General features: G+C 46.7%; 12 protein-coding genes. 2 read left to right on the top strand and 10 right to left on the bottom strand.

Translation table 11 applies throughout. From position 1 onward, the window contains the following. Positions 1–915 precede the first annotated feature (915 nt). The 10 genes from NNX04_RS14705 to NNX04_RS14660 all read right to left on the bottom strand — a co-directional run bounded on the left by NNX04_RS14705 (position 916) and on the right by NNX04_RS14660 (position 11981). Positions 916–1134, bottom strand: a complete 219-nt coding sequence (locus NNX04_RS14705; RefSeq protein ID WP_261946266.1) for a hypothetical protein — start codon at positions 1132–1134, stop codon at positions 916–918. Beyond that, positions 1122–2429 (bottom strand): MFS transporter, encoded by a 1308-nt coding sequence (locus NNX04_RS14700; RefSeq protein WP_261946265.1) that lies wholly within the window; start codon positions 2427–2429, stop codon positions 1122–1124. The genes NNX04_RS14705 and NNX04_RS14700 overlap by 13 nt, the downstream gene beginning before the upstream one ends. An 88-nt stretch (positions 2430–2517) precedes the next feature. Then, complete coding sequence (locus NNX04_RS14695; protein WP_261946264.1) at positions 2518–2874, bottom strand: DUF6488 family protein; 357 nt, start codon at positions 2872–2874, stop codon at positions 2518–2520. 31 nt (positions 2875–2905) lie between these two features. Continuing rightward, entirely contained in the window at positions 2906–3754 is an 849-nt protein-coding gene (locus NNX04_RS14690; protein WP_261946263.1) for a HupE/UreJ family protein, read from the bottom strand. Positions 3755–3781: 27 nt separating this feature from the next. Further along, on the bottom strand, positions 3782–6937 hold the full coding sequence (locus tag NNX04_RS14685) for an efflux RND transporter permease subunit (RefSeq protein ID WP_261946262.1): 3156 nt from the start codon (positions 6935–6937) through the stop codon (positions 3782–3784). Positions 6938–6979: 42 nt separating this feature from the next. After that, positions 6980–8227 carry an efflux RND transporter periplasmic adaptor subunit gene (locus NNX04_RS14680; RefSeq protein WP_261946261.1) on the bottom strand — a complete coding sequence of 416 codons (1248 nt, stop codon included), beginning with the start codon at positions 8225–8227 and terminating at the stop codon, positions 6980–6982. Between the two features lie 13 nt (positions 8228–8240). After that, on the bottom strand, positions 8241–9575 hold the full coding sequence (locus NNX04_RS14675; protein WP_261946260.1) for a TolC family protein: 1335 nt from the start codon (positions 9573–9575) through the stop codon (positions 8241–8243). A gap of 24 nt (positions 9576–9599) precedes the next feature. Next, on the bottom strand, positions 9600–10565 hold the full coding sequence (locus tag NNX04_RS14670) for a M56 family metallopeptidase (protein WP_261946259.1): 966 nt from the start codon (positions 10563–10565) through the stop codon (positions 9600–9602). Continuing rightward, positions 10562–10996 (bottom strand): BlaI/MecI/CopY family transcriptional regulator, encoded by a 435-nt coding sequence (locus tag NNX04_RS14665; RefSeq protein WP_261946258.1) that lies wholly within the window; start codon positions 10994–10996, stop codon positions 10562–10564. Before NNX04_RS14665 ends, NNX04_RS14670 begins: the two co-directional genes overlap by 4 nt. 409 nt (positions 10997–11405) lie before the next feature. Beyond that, positions 11406–11981, bottom strand: coding sequence for a TetR/AcrR family transcriptional regulator (locus NNX04_RS14660; protein ID WP_261946257.1), 576 nt, complete (start codon positions 11979–11981; stop codon positions 11406–11408). 154 nt (positions 11982–12135) lie between these two features. Here NNX04_RS14660 and NNX04_RS14655 point away from each other — a divergent pair, with 154 nt between their 5' ends. Both NNX04_RS14655 and NNX04_RS14650 read left to right on the top strand, forming a co-directional pair. After that, positions 12136–12852, top strand: a complete 717-nt coding sequence (locus NNX04_RS14655; RefSeq protein ID WP_261946256.1) for an ABC transporter ATP-binding protein — start codon at positions 12136–12138, stop codon at positions 12850–12852. Then, positions 12849–15260, top strand: a complete 2412-nt coding sequence (locus NNX04_RS14650; RefSeq protein ID WP_261946255.1) for an ABC transporter permease — start codon at positions 12849–12851, stop codon at positions 15258–15260. Before NNX04_RS14655 ends, NNX04_RS14650 begins: the two co-directional genes overlap by 4 nt. Positions 15261–15430: the final 170 nt, after the last annotated feature.

The following is a 15430-nucleotide window of genomic DNA, read 5'->3' as shown; positions in this document are numbered from 1 at the left end:
CGGCTTTCGCCTCGAACCGCCTTGCGCGGCTACGGGTTTCCCCGCTGGGGGGCGCTCAATCTCATCCGGTCAGTCGCCCCGCAGTGAAATTATCATATAGGTTTCAACTAGAAGCAATTTTTAATTTTCGCTAACGGCTCGGATCCATTTCGCCTGAATTTCTACTGTCAAGTGAACGCGACTAAATGCGAGTAGCTATTAATAACTGAACCAAGCCACTCTATGAAAAACAAGCCAGAATGGCACATAAATCATCATCAAGGCATTTAAAACATTTTTTATACAGAATGGTTGAAATAGAAGCCACTATCCGTTATCGGTCTTTGCTGACTTGATGTACTCATAATGGAGATTGACTTTGAGACATCCATAATTTCAGGCCCGACAAACACCAGAATATGTTAGTAACGTTATAGTACTTCTAAAGGCATTGAGAGTTAACAGTCGCTAATCTGCTTTCTTAGTAAATATTTACTCAAAATTGATTAATATAGTTTAATGGACATGTTGGCGCAGACCGGAACCCGAAAGGGTGCGCCCAAGCCGGGTTATAATTCCCCCTAGCCAGTAAGCAGGATATTCGAAAAATTCCGATAAAAAGTAGGCCGGATTTTATTTAATCTGCCTAATCAGAAATGAAAAAAGCGTTTGGTGCGCTTTTTTCATTTCTAGGTTTTTAGTCTTTTCTGATCTTACGTTGGTTACGCTTAGATATCAGCTTATCCCGCGCTTTCCGTTTTTAACTGATTCAGTAATAGAAACGACTAAAAATTCAACCAATAACGGATTCGTATCGGAACTAAAAAAACTAATCTGCTTTTTTACAACAATTCAATTCCAAACCGTTTTACCGGTAGAGCAAAAAAGGCAAAACAAACCATAGTGAATCAACCGCCACGTTCACACCAAAGCTGACTACCTATTGTTTTTCTGCACCGAAGATGAACTTGAGCCTTCATTTTTTTCGCCGCTATATTTTTTGGATGCAATAAAATAAATATCGGCAGCAACTAAAGTGGCCAGAAAAACCAATACAAAAACAAACGTACGTGTTGCTTTAAATGGAGGCGGATTTTTTTCGGTGAGTTCATTAAGTTTCCTCAGAAATGGCAGGGACAATACTATCTGGGCCATTTTTGATGGTACTCATCAATTAAATAGTCATGGATGTGATTGCCCTGTTCATCCTTTACCAGCAAGTGTTCATGACCTGGCGATAAACTATCGTGATGATGCGAAACCATTGGATCATCGTGCTTGGGCCAAATCGTATAAGCGATAACAATGGCAGTTGCAGCGATAATCGCCATAGGAATAAATGCGAACATAGCGCCAAAGTTCGAGCTTAACCATCCGACCAAGGGGTAAGTCAGAAGCCAGCAGGTGTGTGAGTAGGTGAATTGCGCGGCAAATAATGCAGTTCTATCTTCGCTGCGTGCTGATTTTCGGATAAGACGACCAGTGGGTGTTTGTGCAACCGAATAGCCTATGCCCATGATGAGCCACAGCAATAATAGTAAAAAATAGCTACTGGCAAATGCGCCTAAAAATAAACAGATCGACAGCAGTGTCGCACCTGAAATCATGACGGCCTTGTCTGACTTATGTTCCAAGATGCGTGGCAAATAGAGCGCAGCTAACATTGAACCCAAACCGAAAGCACCAAATGCAAATGTTGTTGCGTGCGCTGATAATTGGAACGTGGATTGGACGATAACCACCGTGTTGACAATCACCATTGCACTTGCAGAGGCAATCGCCAGGTTTAAGGCAAACAATGCTTTTAAGCGGGGTGTATTAAAATAAATCCGTGACCCTTGTTTAATTCGATTCAATACACCTTTGAATGGTGGCCTCTTCGCAACGGGTAACGTGGTTTTCATTACAAAGAATGCGGAGAAAACAAATCCTAAAAATGTGCCTACAAATAGATTGTTATACGTAACAATGGAAAGAAGTAAACCGGCCAATATGGGGCTTAGGATATTTTCCAGATCATATGCCAACCGCGACAGTGACAGCGCTTTTGTATAGTCTTTTTCATCGGGTAATACATCAGGAATGACCGCCTGAAATGCCGGTGTAAAGGCAGCAGAGGCAGATTGTAAAATGAAAATCAGAGTGTAGATTTGCCAAAGTTCGGTGACAAATGGAAGGCACAAGGCAGTTAGCGCCCTGACAACATCCAGGCTTATCAGCACAATTTTTCTAGATAATCTTTCCGCAAAGGCGGAGGCCACCGGTGCCACAGTTATGTATGCAATCATCTTGATTGCTAATGCAATACCGAGTACTTGTGCTGCTTGATCTTTGGCAAGGTCATACGCCAGCAACGCGAGCGCTATCGTGATTAATCCCGTACCCATCAATGCGATAACTTGCGCTAAATACAAATTTCGATAAGTGGAATTTTTCAAAACATCGAGCATAAGGAATAGCCTCTGATGCATTCATCAGAATAAGTTGGGTGTATATCAGCTAGCAAAAAGATCGGGTTTGCTAGCTGATATGGATTTACTATTCCTTCTGGTTTTTAAACTCGCCAGTGAAATTGGCATCGTACACGGCGCCGTCTTCAGATGATAAAAGTACGTACAAAGTTTTTCCTTCTGCATCATTGGTGGCTGCAACGATATAGTAGCCGTCGCCGTTTTTATGAAGCTTCACATTTTTAGCGGGAACTTCAGCCCAGTTGGCTGGCAGCTTTCCAAAACCCAGACCGGCATCTTTTTCGGTTAATTGGGTTAGTGTTTTTTGCGCAACCACTAACGCTGCTGATTCGGTAATGTAAGCGTGCTCATGGTCTTCATGCGCTACAACCAATTGAGCACTGCCCAATACGCCCATCAATAAAAGTGCTGCTAATTTTTTCATTGCTACTTTCCTCTGTGATTAAAAATAACGTTTAGTGTGAATGATAATCTTCGCCATCATGCGTGTGCATGTCGGATTCCTGTGCTTCAGCTGCATCTGGCTCCGCGCCGAGAGTCAAAGGTTTTTTATAGCCTGAAAGTGGTGATTCCGACTTCGCCATATCTTCATGGATATGCGAGTGATCGTCAGCATTGAGTGGAAAGTCGTCCGGGTATTGCGAATGTTGGTACCCGTGTAATTGCATCAACAGTAACAAGCCACCCAGAAACATCAGCAATACGTTAGCGGCTGCACTGAATTTCTGGAAGGATTCGGTTTTACGCCATAGGGTCAACAATACAAACATGATACTCAGCGCAGCAATTTGCCCCAGTTCAACGCCGAGGTTGAATGACAGGATTTTGAGCACTAGCCCTTCGTTGCCTAGTGGCAACTGTTGCAAACGGGTAGAAAGACCGAAGCCGTGAATTAGCCCAAAGATAAAGACCATCCAGATCAAACTGGGCGAGCGGGTTTGCAGGTATTTTTTAAAACCATCGAGGTTATCAAACGCCTTGTAACACACGGTAAGTGCGATCACGGCATCAATCAAATAATAATTGGCGGTGATTCCCGCGAGGGTCGCAAACACCAGAGTAATCGAATGACCAACAGTGAATGCCGTAATTAAAATCAAAATGTCTTTGAAGCGGGTTAGAAAAAACATCACCCCGAACAAAAACAATAAATGATCGTAACCACTGAGCATGTGGGTGGCACCCAGCCGCAGGTATTCCAAATAACCCGCATTCAAAATCCGCGCCTGATCCTCTGCGGACATGCCGTGCGCCAATGCGAAGCTGCTGGCAAAGGTTAAACAAACTAGCAGTAAAAATTTCACAATAGATTCCTTACATTTCAAAAAAGATTAATTGGTCGGTTGCAGATTGTTGTTTACATTATGGTTTGCATTATTGTTCTGTGACGATGATTCACGATGCAGCAATCGATAAAGCGCGGGCAGTACCACGAGCGTTAATAAGGTTGACGATATTATCCCGCCGATCACCACGGTCGCTAATGGCCGCTGTACTTCCGAACCTATACCGCTATTAAATGCCATGGGCACAAAACCCAAACCGGCGACTAATGCAGTCATCAGTACCGGGCGTAAGCGCGTGATAGCGCCCTGAATAATTGCATCATCCAAACCGTGGCCTTGCAGGCGCAGGTCGCGAATAAACGACACCATTACCAATCCGTTTAATACCGCAATACCCGAGAGGGCGATAAAACCGACGGCTGCTGAAATCGAAAATGGAATATCACGCAGCAACAGGGCTAACAATCCACCGGTCAATGCGAGTGGTACGCCGGAAAAAATAATCAAGGCATCTTTCCAGGAACCCAATGCCATCACTAACAACGCGAGAATCAACATCAGTGTGACCGGGACCACTAACGACAAACGTTTTGATGCAGATTGCAATTGTTGATAGGTGCCGCCGTATTCGATCCAGTAACCCGCAGGAAGTTCGACGTTTTCCTCGATAGTCGTGCGCACCTGATCGACAAACGAACCCAGATCCTGACCGCGCACGTTAGCGGTTACCACGATGCGACGTTTGCCATTTTCACGATAGATCTGGTTGTAGCCGATGCTCTGTTCGAAATCGACCAGCTCACCTAGCGGTACATAATCCTGATTCGCCAAAGCAATCGGCAGATCGGCCATGGCATCCATATCGCTGCGCAGTTGCTCTGGCAAACGCACAACGATATTGCTGCGTCTATCACCCTCGTAAAATTGCGCCGCGACCTGACCACCAAAGGCGGTAGCAATGGTGTCTTGTAATTGCTCCAGGGTCACACCGTAACGCGCCATGGTTTCCAGTCGCGGTTGCAGGCTGAGCATAGGGAGACCGGTGACCTGTTCGAGTGATACGTCCGCCGCGCCGGGAATATCGGCAACCGCGTGTTCAATCGCTTCACCCGCTGCTAGCAATTGTTCAAAATCATCGCCAAATACTTTGATCGCCAATTCAGCGCGCACACCGGCGAGCAATTCGTTAAAACGCATTTGGATGGGCTGCAAAAATTCGTAGCGGTTACCGGGCAGTGTATTTACCAAGGCTTCCAACTCGGCCACAACTTGCGCTTTGCTTTTGTCTGGATCGGGCCATTCGCTGCGCGGTTTTAAAATAATAAAGTTGTCGGCCACACTCGGTGGCATAGGGTCAGTTGCCACCTCTGCCGTACCAATCTTGGCAAAAATGCGCTCCACTTCAGGCATGGTTTTAATTTTGGCTTCGAGCTGTTCCTGAAATTGCAGCGCTTGTGTGAGTGAGGTGCCGGGAATGCGCAGCGCATGCATGGCGATATCACCTTCATCCAGATTGGGAATAAATTCACTGCCCAACCGGCTCGATAACAATCCGCACAGCACGACAAAAATCGCCGCAATACTCACTACACCGACACGCCATTTAATGGAGTGTTGCAGCAGTGGTTGATAAAAAGAAAACGCGCGCTGCATGACTTTATTGGGTCGTTCTTCCAAAGGTTTTTTAAACAAGATGGCTACGGCCGCAGGCACAAAGGTAATCGACAAAATCATTGCACTCACCAGCGCAATAATCACGGTAATGGCCATGGGATGGAACATTTTGCCTTCGACGCCAGTGAGCGCAAAAATTGGCAAATACACGGCAGTGATAATAAAGACACCAAAGAGTGCCGGGCGAATCACTTCGCGTGTTGCATCAAACACCAGTGCAAGCCGTTCGTTAAGCGGCAATCGGCGTGTGCGATTGGCTTCGCTCAATCGGCGCAAACAATTTTCTACAATAATCACCGCACCATCGACGATCAAACCAAAATCCAGCGCGCCGAGGCTCATCAGGTTTGCACTTACCTGGCTTTGCACCATACCGGTAATGGTCATTAACATCGCAATAGGAATGACCGCAGCAGTAAGCAGCGCCGCGCGCATATTGCCCAACAAAACAAATAACACCACGATAACCAGCAACGCGCCTTCCAGCAGGTTTTTCTGTACGGTATTGAGCGTTTTATTGACGAGGTTAGTGCGATCATACACGGCAGTAGCCGTGATACCTTCGGGCAGGCTGCGCTGGATTTCCGCTAATTTTTCACTGACATTCATCGCAACCGTGCGGCTGTTTTCGCCGATCAACATAAACACAGTGCTCATCACCACTTCGCGGCCATTTTGCGAGGCGGCGCCGGAGCGCAACTCCAAACCTTCTTCTACATTGGCCACATCTTTAATGCGGATGGGCACACCGTCTTGTTGATAGAGCAGCGTATTTTCGATATCGGCGAGTGTTTGTGCCTGGCCGGGAACGCGCAGCAACCACTGCGCGCCGCTGTGTTCGATAAAACCGGCACCGCGATTGTTATTGCTGCGTTCCAGCGCCGCGATCACCTGTTCCTGATTCAGTTTTAAGGCGAGTAATTTTTGTGGATCGAGCGCAACCAGAATTTCGCGCTTGTAACCGCCAATCGGGTTGACCTCAACCACGCCGGGTACGCGCAACAATTGCGGGCGGATAATCCAGTCATGTACCGAGCGCAAATCCGTCGGTGTCACCACTGATCCATCGGCATTAGTCGCGCCCGGTTCGGCATCCACGGTGAACATAAAAATTTCACCCAAACCTGTTGCTACAGGGCCTAACTTGGGTGTGAGGCCTGCGGGCAATTCATCGGCAGCTGAAAGCAAACGTTCAGTGATTTGCTGGCGGGCAAAATAAATATCCGTACCGTCGTTAAACACCAGCGTAATTTGCGACAAACCATAACGCGACAGTGAGCGCGTGTATTTCAATTCCTTTAAACCACTCATGGAATTTTCCAGCGCAAAACTTACGCGCTGTTCCACTTCCAGTGGCGTGTAACCCGGTGCTTCGGTATTGATCACCACCTGCACATTAGTAATGTCGGGCACGGCATCAATCGGCAGGCGATTGAAATTCCAAAGACCGAGCGCGCACACCGCAAGCACAAGGCTGAGAATCAGCGTGCGCCTTTGTAGCGAAAAATTGATAATCGATTCCAACATGATATTTTCCGTATTCAGTAGTGGGCGTAGTGATCGCGTGTTTTAGTGATCGTGAGACGCGCCGGACTTTTCAATATCCGCTTTAATCACAAAACTATTTTCAGTCACGTAAGTTGTACCGGGTTCCAATCCACCCAGTACTTCCACCCAGTCCCCGGCCTCGCGCCCCAATTCCAACATGCGTACTTCGTATTCATCGCCAATTTGTGCGTAAACCACGGTGAAATCGCGGAAGGCTTGTAAGCCGCTGCGTTTTACTGCGAGTGGCACTTCATACTCATCAATCTGGATCTGCGCCTTCACCATAGCGCCCAAGGGCAAAGGCTGGTCGAGGGTGACGCGGGCGTTGACCGATTGATTGGCATTGGTTTCCAGAGCGACTTGTTCGATGCGGGTTTCAAACTCGGAGTCGGCGAAGGTCAAGGTAACCGGCGCGCCGTTTTTTACCTTATGCAAGTGTTCGGGGAAAACGGCCAGTTCGACCGAAATGCGGCTGTTATCCAGAATTCTGGCCAATGTTTTGCCGCCGGTTTGTTGTCCGGCTTTGGCATGGAGCGCGGTGAGCACGCCTTTGATCGGCGCTTTAACGGTGTAGGACTTCAGGCTCTCGTTACTTTCGACCGTAAACAGCGCTTGCCCGGCTTCGACGGATTGCCCAAGGGTGACTTGAACATCGGTAACGACACCATCAAACCGAGCTTGTACATCGCGTTCCAAATTCGGGTGGGGGACGACCTTACCATAGGCGGCGATAGTTTCCTTGAGCAGCGCCGGACCAGCAATTTCTGTGGCTATTTCCAGCGCTTCTGCAACGGCGGGTTCGATGCGGGTGCGACCTTCAAAGCTTTCGTATTCCCAGCGGTGTTGGTTGCCTTTGTGGGTCGCTTCGACCGTGACAATAAACGAGTGCGGTTCGTAAATAACGCTATCGCCGCGCAGTGCGTCGCCTTGCGGAGCAAAGTTAATCGTATCGATTTTGTTGCCCAAACGGGTCAGGCGAACTTGCAGGCTAAACTCTGCGGGTGCAATCGGTTTGCCATCCACCAACGCCCAGGCGCGGTACTCGGGCGGCACACCGGTTTCAAAAATGGCGAGTTCGAGGGTAAAGTTTTTGTCGTGCAGCAAGCGGCCATTGTGCTCACCTTTTTCGACGGCGGGCGCTTCAGCGGTATGGCCATCGCCATGACCTGCATTTGCATTAGATCCGGAATCGCTACAAGCGCTGAGGCCACAAGCAGTTACCACTACCAGCGCCAGAGCGCAGGCACGGCTTTTTATCATCGGGTTCATACAGAGCCTCATATCAGTTTGTAGTGGAATCAGTTGTTGTTGACGTCGTCGTTGCCGGGGCAATCGCCACACCGGTCAAGCGTTCCAGTTCAATCGCTTTGAGGTGCGCGGCAAGGCTGGCCTCAATCAACGTGTTTTGCGCATCTAAATAATCGCGCTGCACCGCTTGCCATTCGAGATAGCTGTAACGCCCCAAGTCATAGGCGCGGCGAGTTTCGTTGAGAGCGGTAGCGAGGGCGGGCAGGATTTCGGTCTGATAGGCATTCACAATATGCAGGCTGTGCAGCAATTCCTGATGGGTGCCGTACAAATTGGTGTCCAGTTGGATCTGCTCGGCTTCACGCTCGGCGCGGTTGAGCGCCATCAGGGCACGGGCTTCGGTAATACGGCCTTGCTGGCGATCAAACACACCCAGCGGAACTGCAACACCGGCAACCAGCGCCTGGTCATCAGTGGCGGCTAGGTGTTTTACCCCGGCGGATAATCGCCACTGGGGTTTGCTTTGTGCCTTGGCCAGCGCCAGTTGCGACTCCTCCCAGCGCTCGCTGGTGACGAAGTATTGCAGGCGTGGATTCTGATCGAGACGGCTTTTCAATTCGCTATAGCTGGCAACCTTGGGCAGCTGAGTCAGTGTTCCTTCCACCGCCGTGAAGTCAACCTGGGTTGCACCCCACTGTGCGGCTAACTGACGCTTTGCCACCAGCAGTTCGTGTTCAATATCCTCATGCTCCAGCAACCGGCGCGACAACTCCACCTTGGCGCGGGCGCTTTCAGCAGCGGGCGAATTACCGGCATTGACCCGCTGCTCAATCACTTTCACCACATTGCGGGCAAAATCAATAGCCTGTTCGGCTTGTTGCAAACGGGTTTGCAGGGCGAGTGCAAGCATGTACAAGCGCGCACTCTTGGCAGCGGCATCCAGGCGTTGGATATCGCGTTCCACCTCCAGCACCGAGGTGCGTGCCTGCGAGGCATTGACCCGCTCGCGGCGCTGTTGGCCTTCCAGCACCCAACTGATCCCAAGCGTGGTTTCCGCACTATCCATACCGGTCAATTCACCACTGCCGAAGGCATCTTCAACCGCCAGCGTTAATTCGGGATTGGGTTTTAAACCCGCTTGCTGCACCCGGCCAGCCTGCGCCTCGAACTGGTAACCGAAGGCAACCAGAGTCGGATTTTGCTCCAGAGTTTTGCTAACCGCCTGTTGCAAACCGAGGGTTTGAGCAGGTTTTGTCTGTTCTACAGAGTTTGCTAAGGGTGCAATCAACAGCAGTAGCAGTAGGCCTTTTGGCGCAAAAAACCGATTGCGGATCGGTTTTAAGTGCGTGAGTAGAGGGAAAATCAACATAGTAATGGAGTCCAGTGCCGGTAATTAAGGGTGGTAATGCAGAAGGGTTTCGATGCTGTGGTGCAGGCTATTGGCGTAATACATACCGACCGCTACCAATGCAAAGGTACTGAGAAGAAAACTGGGGATCGGAAAAGCGCGGCCATGATCACTGCCCAATAATTGTTGAATGCGAGCTTCTATTGCGGTGGTGCAAAATCCGCAGGCAGAAAAATCCAGGGCGTGACGTTGATAGCGCAGCGCAAGGCGATTCACTTTGACCAGCGTGGCAGCAACGGTAGACGGATCGCAAAACTGACTGGCCACTTCCGCATCGGCCTGCTGTTCAATCAATAGCTCCAACGTTGCGTAAAGTTCCTGGCGGGCTGAAGGGATAAATACCGAGATAAGCATCCCGAAAAGCGACAAACGCAGCGGGTCGCGCGCACGCTGATGCGCCAATTCATGGCGATACACAATATCCAGCTCGTCCGCAGTCAGTGCACGGTCAAGCGCGCGGCTGATGAGGATTTTGGGGTTCAACAATCCCAGAGTGAAGGCGTTGGGGATATCACTCTCTACCCGATAACAGCCGGTTGCATCGACTTCTGAAAATGCCAGCAGTGTTTGCAGCTGGTGATGCTGCCGGGATCTACGCCACAACATCGTCAGTAATTTCCAACCAGCAATCATAGATAGCAGCAAAACCCCGGCACCTTGCCAACTGAACCAATGGAAGTGACCCTGGAGGGAATGCAGGTGGCCATGGTCAACACTCAGGAATTCATGGGTGAGTGCGGGTGTGAGCACCAGAGTGGCGGCGTAGAGGCCGACACCATAGGGAAACAAGGCGATACACCAGAGGAATCGCTGCTTGGCAGTCACATTGAAACAGGTCAGCCACGCCAGTAATCGGGACTGGATAAGTGCCATCAACAGGGCAGCGCCCAGCACGCTCAGGCCAACCACCAGCCAAAGGTGAAGCAGTAGTCCGCCAGTTCCGGTGATCATGGTGCCTCATCCTTTTTTTGTTGCCGGGACGCTTTGATCAGCGCTTCCAAGCTATCCAAATGTGCTTCATCAAGATCGGCAGACAGGCTGACAAAAGCCGCCAGCACATGATTGTGGTCAGAAGAGAAATCCTGGGTAACGGTACGGATCAACTCGCCCAAAAAAGCTTTCTTTTCGATAGCGGCGCGATACTGGTAGGCGTGGCCTTGTTTTTCCCGTGCGAGGATGCCTTTTTTGTGCAGGCGATCCAATGTGCTTTGGATGGTATTAAGGCTTCCGCCGCGCGTCTTTTTAAAATGATCGTGAACCTGTTTGACATCGGCAGTGCCGTGCTCCCACAAGTAATTCAATACCAATTTTTCCAATTCGCCCAGTTGCACAGAAAACGCTCGCTTTAATGGTTTATCAATGTTGGCAGAGCTTAAAGCCATAAAAACCGATGCGCAATCGGTTTTTATGGCTGAACGTCTATTTTGAAGGCGATTTTGGACATTATGTCGAGTATAGCGGTGGATGTTTGGGGGAAATTCGGCTTTATACCAACAGCGGAAGTAAAAAGTAGAGTCTTTATATTTAGGAATTTATGAAGCTGTATGCTGCAGAAGAACTGAATAAATCAAATTACAATAATTCAGTATTGTTTTTAGAAAATAATTTGCAAGAAGTAGGCGAATCGTTTCCAGCAGTAGAAAAATCAATATAACCAGTGACTGCGGTAAAAATTCTGAGAAAACTACCTGTCCTGTCAATTATATTGACGTGCCTTAACTTTCGCTCTTGGCCGGAGCCGCCTGTTGTAAGTTTCGAGCCGATCGAGAATAAAAAACAATTGTCAAAGAATCACAGTGTTTTTATGATTTTTTCAAAACCTGGTAACGCCATATCCTGAAAACATCCATTGACCATTTCTGCGGACAAGTGTTTACGCTCAAGCGTCCAAACACTGGTTGCCCAAATTGCGCCTACTAAATGCTGCACCACTAACTCGGCTCTACTGCTTTGCGCATCACAACCGGGGATTAGTTTAATTTCACGATTAAGCAAATCAGTGAGCATTCGTAAGATGTAACGCTCAACAATAAAAAAATCATCACGCCCCACCAGATCATCATAAAATTTATTATGACTGATGATGTGATCAAAAAAGTAAAAGGTAAATGTCAGATAGCCCTCCCTCGTCGATTCATCCTGACTCACGGCAGATAATAGGTTATCGCGCAAACGATCAATTGAACCCTTCAACACATCCTCTTTACTGGTGAAGTGTGCATAAAAGGTTGTGCGGCCAATATTGGCGCGCTTGATGATGTCTTGTACCGTCATCTTGATATAGCCTTTTTCCAGCATTACCGCCGGAAATACATTCAACACCAGGTCTTTGGTGTGTTGCTGGGATTGCTCCTGGCTACTGGTCATTGGTTTAGCACCTTATCCAAAATGAATCCGAACAAACCGGATATTTTTGTTCTTCGCGGCAGACAAAATAAACATTATCGTGCTGCCTATTCTTTTTAAGGCCACATTTTCGGGTGGACTGGCATCTGCTCTCACTATATAGGGTTCAACTTGCATGTTGTATAGCAATAATTCATCCGGATCCCATCTGGTATCACTGCGCAATCTATCTAAATCCTATGATTCAGCAGGCTCAGATGTTGTTGTCTTGCGTAATATTAATTTGGATATTTTTCAGGGGGAACGTGTCGCTATTGTCGGTAAATCCGGTAGCGGTAAAACCACACTGATTAATTTAATTACTGGAATTGATGCTCCCACATCAGGCGATATTATTATTCACGGGAGGTCAATTATCAATTTAAGTCAAAATGCATTGGCGCAATGGCGAGGTAAAAATATTGGCATTGTTTTTCAATTCTTTCAACTGATTCCTACATTGAATATTCAAGAAAATATTCTATTGCCCATGGATTTTTGTAATCAATTTTCACCCGGAAAACGAGCCGCGCGTGCAATGGAATTATTGGATCGTGTTGGTTTGATTGAACATGCCTTCAAATTACCTGCGGCTTTATCAGGCGGACAGCAACAGCGAGTCGCAATTGCCCGTGCAATGGCAAATGACCCTGCGCTATTGGTAGCCGATGAACCTACTGGCAATTTGGATTCAATTAATACTGATCAGATTATGCAATTGTTTACCCAATTGGCTCACGAAGGAAAAACTATTATTACCGTCAGTCATGAGCGGGATATTAGTCAACACGTCGACAGAATCATCACGCTTAAAGACGGAGAAATTGTTACCTCTGAACAGGTGACAGCATGAAAACGGCTCTGCGTAAATTATCGGGTGATATAAGAGCAACACCAGGACGTTATAGCATGATGGTGATTGCCATAGCATTCAGTTCGGCTGCTATTGTCGCCATGTTGTTAGCCTATATTGTGTTGACGCGCGAAGTGCAGCGCAACTATATAGCAACCAATCCATCGTCCGTACAAATCATAATAGATAAAAAAACTTCAGACGATGAAATAGAAAATGCTTTATCAACAATAGTAAAAAATCCCAGTATTGATGATGCAGAGATCGGCGGACAATTTTATTCAAAGGTTGAAATATCGCCTAATCAATTTGTGACGGCATTGATTTTTGTGTTACCTGATTTGCCACGCGTACGAATTAATAAACCGACACTGGATGCAGGCGAATGGCCTGACATCAATGAAATTCTTTTGGAACGTAAAGCACTCGGTGTAGCGAAAACCGTTATAGGCAAAAATATTCAATTAATTGGGCAGAACGGCCTTACCCACTCGCTAAGGGTGAGTGGCAGTGTTCATGATCCGGCTTTAGCACCTGCCAACACTGAACACATGATTTATGGATATATGTCGAAGACCAGTTTTTTACATTTACAAGAACCAGTTGATGCGAATTTCATCAAATTGACCGTCAAACCAGAAAAACAAAACACTCTGGCAATTGAACATATTGCAGAAGAAATCCTAAATAATATTTCATCAATCGTTGATGTGACGGAAATTAGGATTCCTCCCTTGGGGTTGCATCCTCATCAAACGCAGATGGAATCCGGCCTGAAAATGTTACTGTTATTTAGTTTGCTGGCTGTTGTATTGGGCGCAGTCTTAATTGCGACAACAATATGGGGGCTTTTAGCGCAACAAGTGCAGCAAATTGGCATTATGAAAACCATAGGCGCCAGCTCAACACAAATTTTTTCACTCTATTTCATGCTGCTCACCATAATTGGAATTATCGCATTAATAATTGGATTTCCACTTGGCATTTTGGCAGGTAATACTTTTATTCATATGTCGGCTAATTTATTAAATATCAACATTACCGATTATTCACTACCCAAAAGTGTATGGATATTGAATATTATTTTTTGTATTGGTTTGCCTTTATTGATCTCAATATTCCCTATTCGAGCAGCAGCAATCAAAACCATTAGAGCCGCTCTGGATGATTATGGTATTTCGCATTATTCTGCAGAGAAAATCCAAACCGGATGTAAATTCCGTTTTATATCTCCACTCTGGATAATGATATTGAGAAATATTTTTCGGCGCAGGCAACGCTTGTTTTTTACCTTAATACTTCTGGCGGTTGCGGGTGCAACATTTATTTCCAGTCAAAATTTACTATCATCCTGGGATAAGTTAGGCGAGCAAGCACAAGCGTACCGCCATTATCAGATAGAAGCCCGTTTTTCTGATAGGATTTCAACTGACACCATAAAAACAGAGATACAACAAATACCTGGGATTAATCGCGCAGAATTTTTTACACGCTATCCCGCCACACCGATTACCGCTAGTGGTTTTGCTATTAAGCGAGTTTACCCCGATGGTGGGCACGGAAGTTTAACCTTATATGCAGTGCCCGCCAACACAGACATGCTCAGTATTCAATTAACCCATGGCAATTGGTTAAACGATAATGGAATTGATACGGCAATGAATGCTGGAATGGATGACGTTGTGATAAATCAAACTGCATGGCATCAATTTTTTCCGGAAAAAACAATCGGCGATAGTATTGATGTACAACTGGAAGGTAAAAATTATCAATATCGCTTGAATGGAATTGTCGCCGAGCCACTGAGCGGCGCAAGCCTTTATATTAACCCGCGACCATCACTTAAATCGAATGCAGTGCGCATCAGGCTTGATAAGCCCACAGCATCTTCTATTGATGATTTAGCTTTGCAATTGGAGAAAACACTTAAGCAATCCAATATTCATTTGTATGGAATTTCTACTGAAAATTTTCGAAAAATCAGTAGCAGCGGTCATTTAAAAATAATGGTGTTAGTGCTGGTGATGATTTCGATTACCATGATTCTGGTTGGCTTTATCAGCTTGGCAATTATCATCAGCACCAGTGTCAATGAACGCCTGCGAGAGTTTGCAGTAATGCGCACATTGGGCGCAAAACACTTAACAATTTTTTCACTAGTCATTAACGAATCCCTGTTAATTTCATTGTGCAGTTATCTACTGGCATTTCCTATTGCAATTCTATTTTCGTTTTGCATGGTACAAGTATTGGCAGCGATTAGCCTGCAACCCTTAACTGTGACCACATCGATCAGCGGATTATTCAATTGGTTATTGATTGCACTTCTAGGCGCAATAATTGCCGCTTTCATTCCCGCACTCAATGCCATGCGCTTTACCATCAAAGAAGCGCTTACCCACTCTTAAAACATATTTAATTAATGGAGATTATTATGAAAAAATTCTTATGGATTATTGCGGTGGCTGTATCGCTAGCGCTAATTGTTTTTGCGGTATCACAGAACGTTAATCTGAATGAAATGTTTATGGGCTTTCATGAATAAGATGTATCGCTAAGGGGTTTGCCTACTCTTTTC

It is taken from the genome of Cellvibrio sp. QJXJ (genome assembly GCF_024452345.1).
Lineage (GTDB): Bacteria > Pseudomonadota > Gammaproteobacteria > Pseudomonadales > Cellvibrionaceae > Cellvibrio.
The sequence above is the reverse complement of the archived record's forward strand: the minus strand, read 5'-3'. Positions and strand labels throughout refer to the sequence as shown.

What these genes read in the sequence shown, in the direction of transcription:
- NNX04_RS14665 (WP_261946258.1), bottom strand. Translation starts at nt 10,996, where the DNA reads ATGGCTTTAAGCTCTGCCAACATTGATAAACCATTAAAGCGAGCGTTT.
- NNX04_RS14700 (WP_261946265.1), bottom strand. Translation starts at nt 2,429, where the DNA reads ATGCTCGATGTTTTGAAAAATTCCACTTATCGAAATTTGTATTTAGCG.
- NNX04_RS14695 (WP_261946264.1), bottom strand. Translation starts at nt 2,874, where the DNA reads ATGAAAAAATTAGCAGCACTTTTATTGATGGGCGTATTGGGCAGTGCT.
- NNX04_RS14680 (WP_261946261.1), bottom strand. Translation starts at nt 8,227, where the DNA reads ATGAACCCGATGATAAAAAGCCGTGCCTGCGCTCTGGCGCTGGTAGTG.
- NNX04_RS14685 (WP_261946262.1), bottom strand. Translation starts at nt 6,937, where the DNA reads ATGTTGGAATCGATTATCAATTTTTCGCTACAAAGGCGCACGCTGATT.
- NNX04_RS14705 (WP_261946266.1), bottom strand. Translation starts at nt 1,134, where the DNA reads ATGGCCCAGATAGTATTGTCCCTGCCATTTCTGAGGAAACTTAATGAA.
- NNX04_RS14660 (WP_261946257.1), bottom strand. Translation starts at nt 11,981, where the DNA reads ATGACCAGTAGCCAGGAGCAATCCCAGCAACACACCAAAGACCTGGTG.
- NNX04_RS14670 (WP_261946259.1), bottom strand. Translation starts at nt 10,565, where the DNA reads ATGATCACCGGAACTGGCGGACTACTGCTTCACCTTTGGCTGGTGGTT.
- NNX04_RS14655 (WP_261946256.1), top strand. Translation starts at nt 12,136, where the DNA reads ATGTTGTATAGCAATAATTCATCCGGATCCCATCTGGTATCACTGCGC.
- NNX04_RS14675 (WP_261946260.1), bottom strand. Translation starts at nt 9,575, where the DNA reads ATGTTGATTTTCCCTCTACTCACGCACTTAAAACCGATCCGCAATCGG.
- NNX04_RS14650 (WP_261946255.1), top strand. Translation starts at nt 12,849, where the DNA reads ATGAAAACGGCTCTGCGTAAATTATCGGGTGATATAAGAGCAACACCA.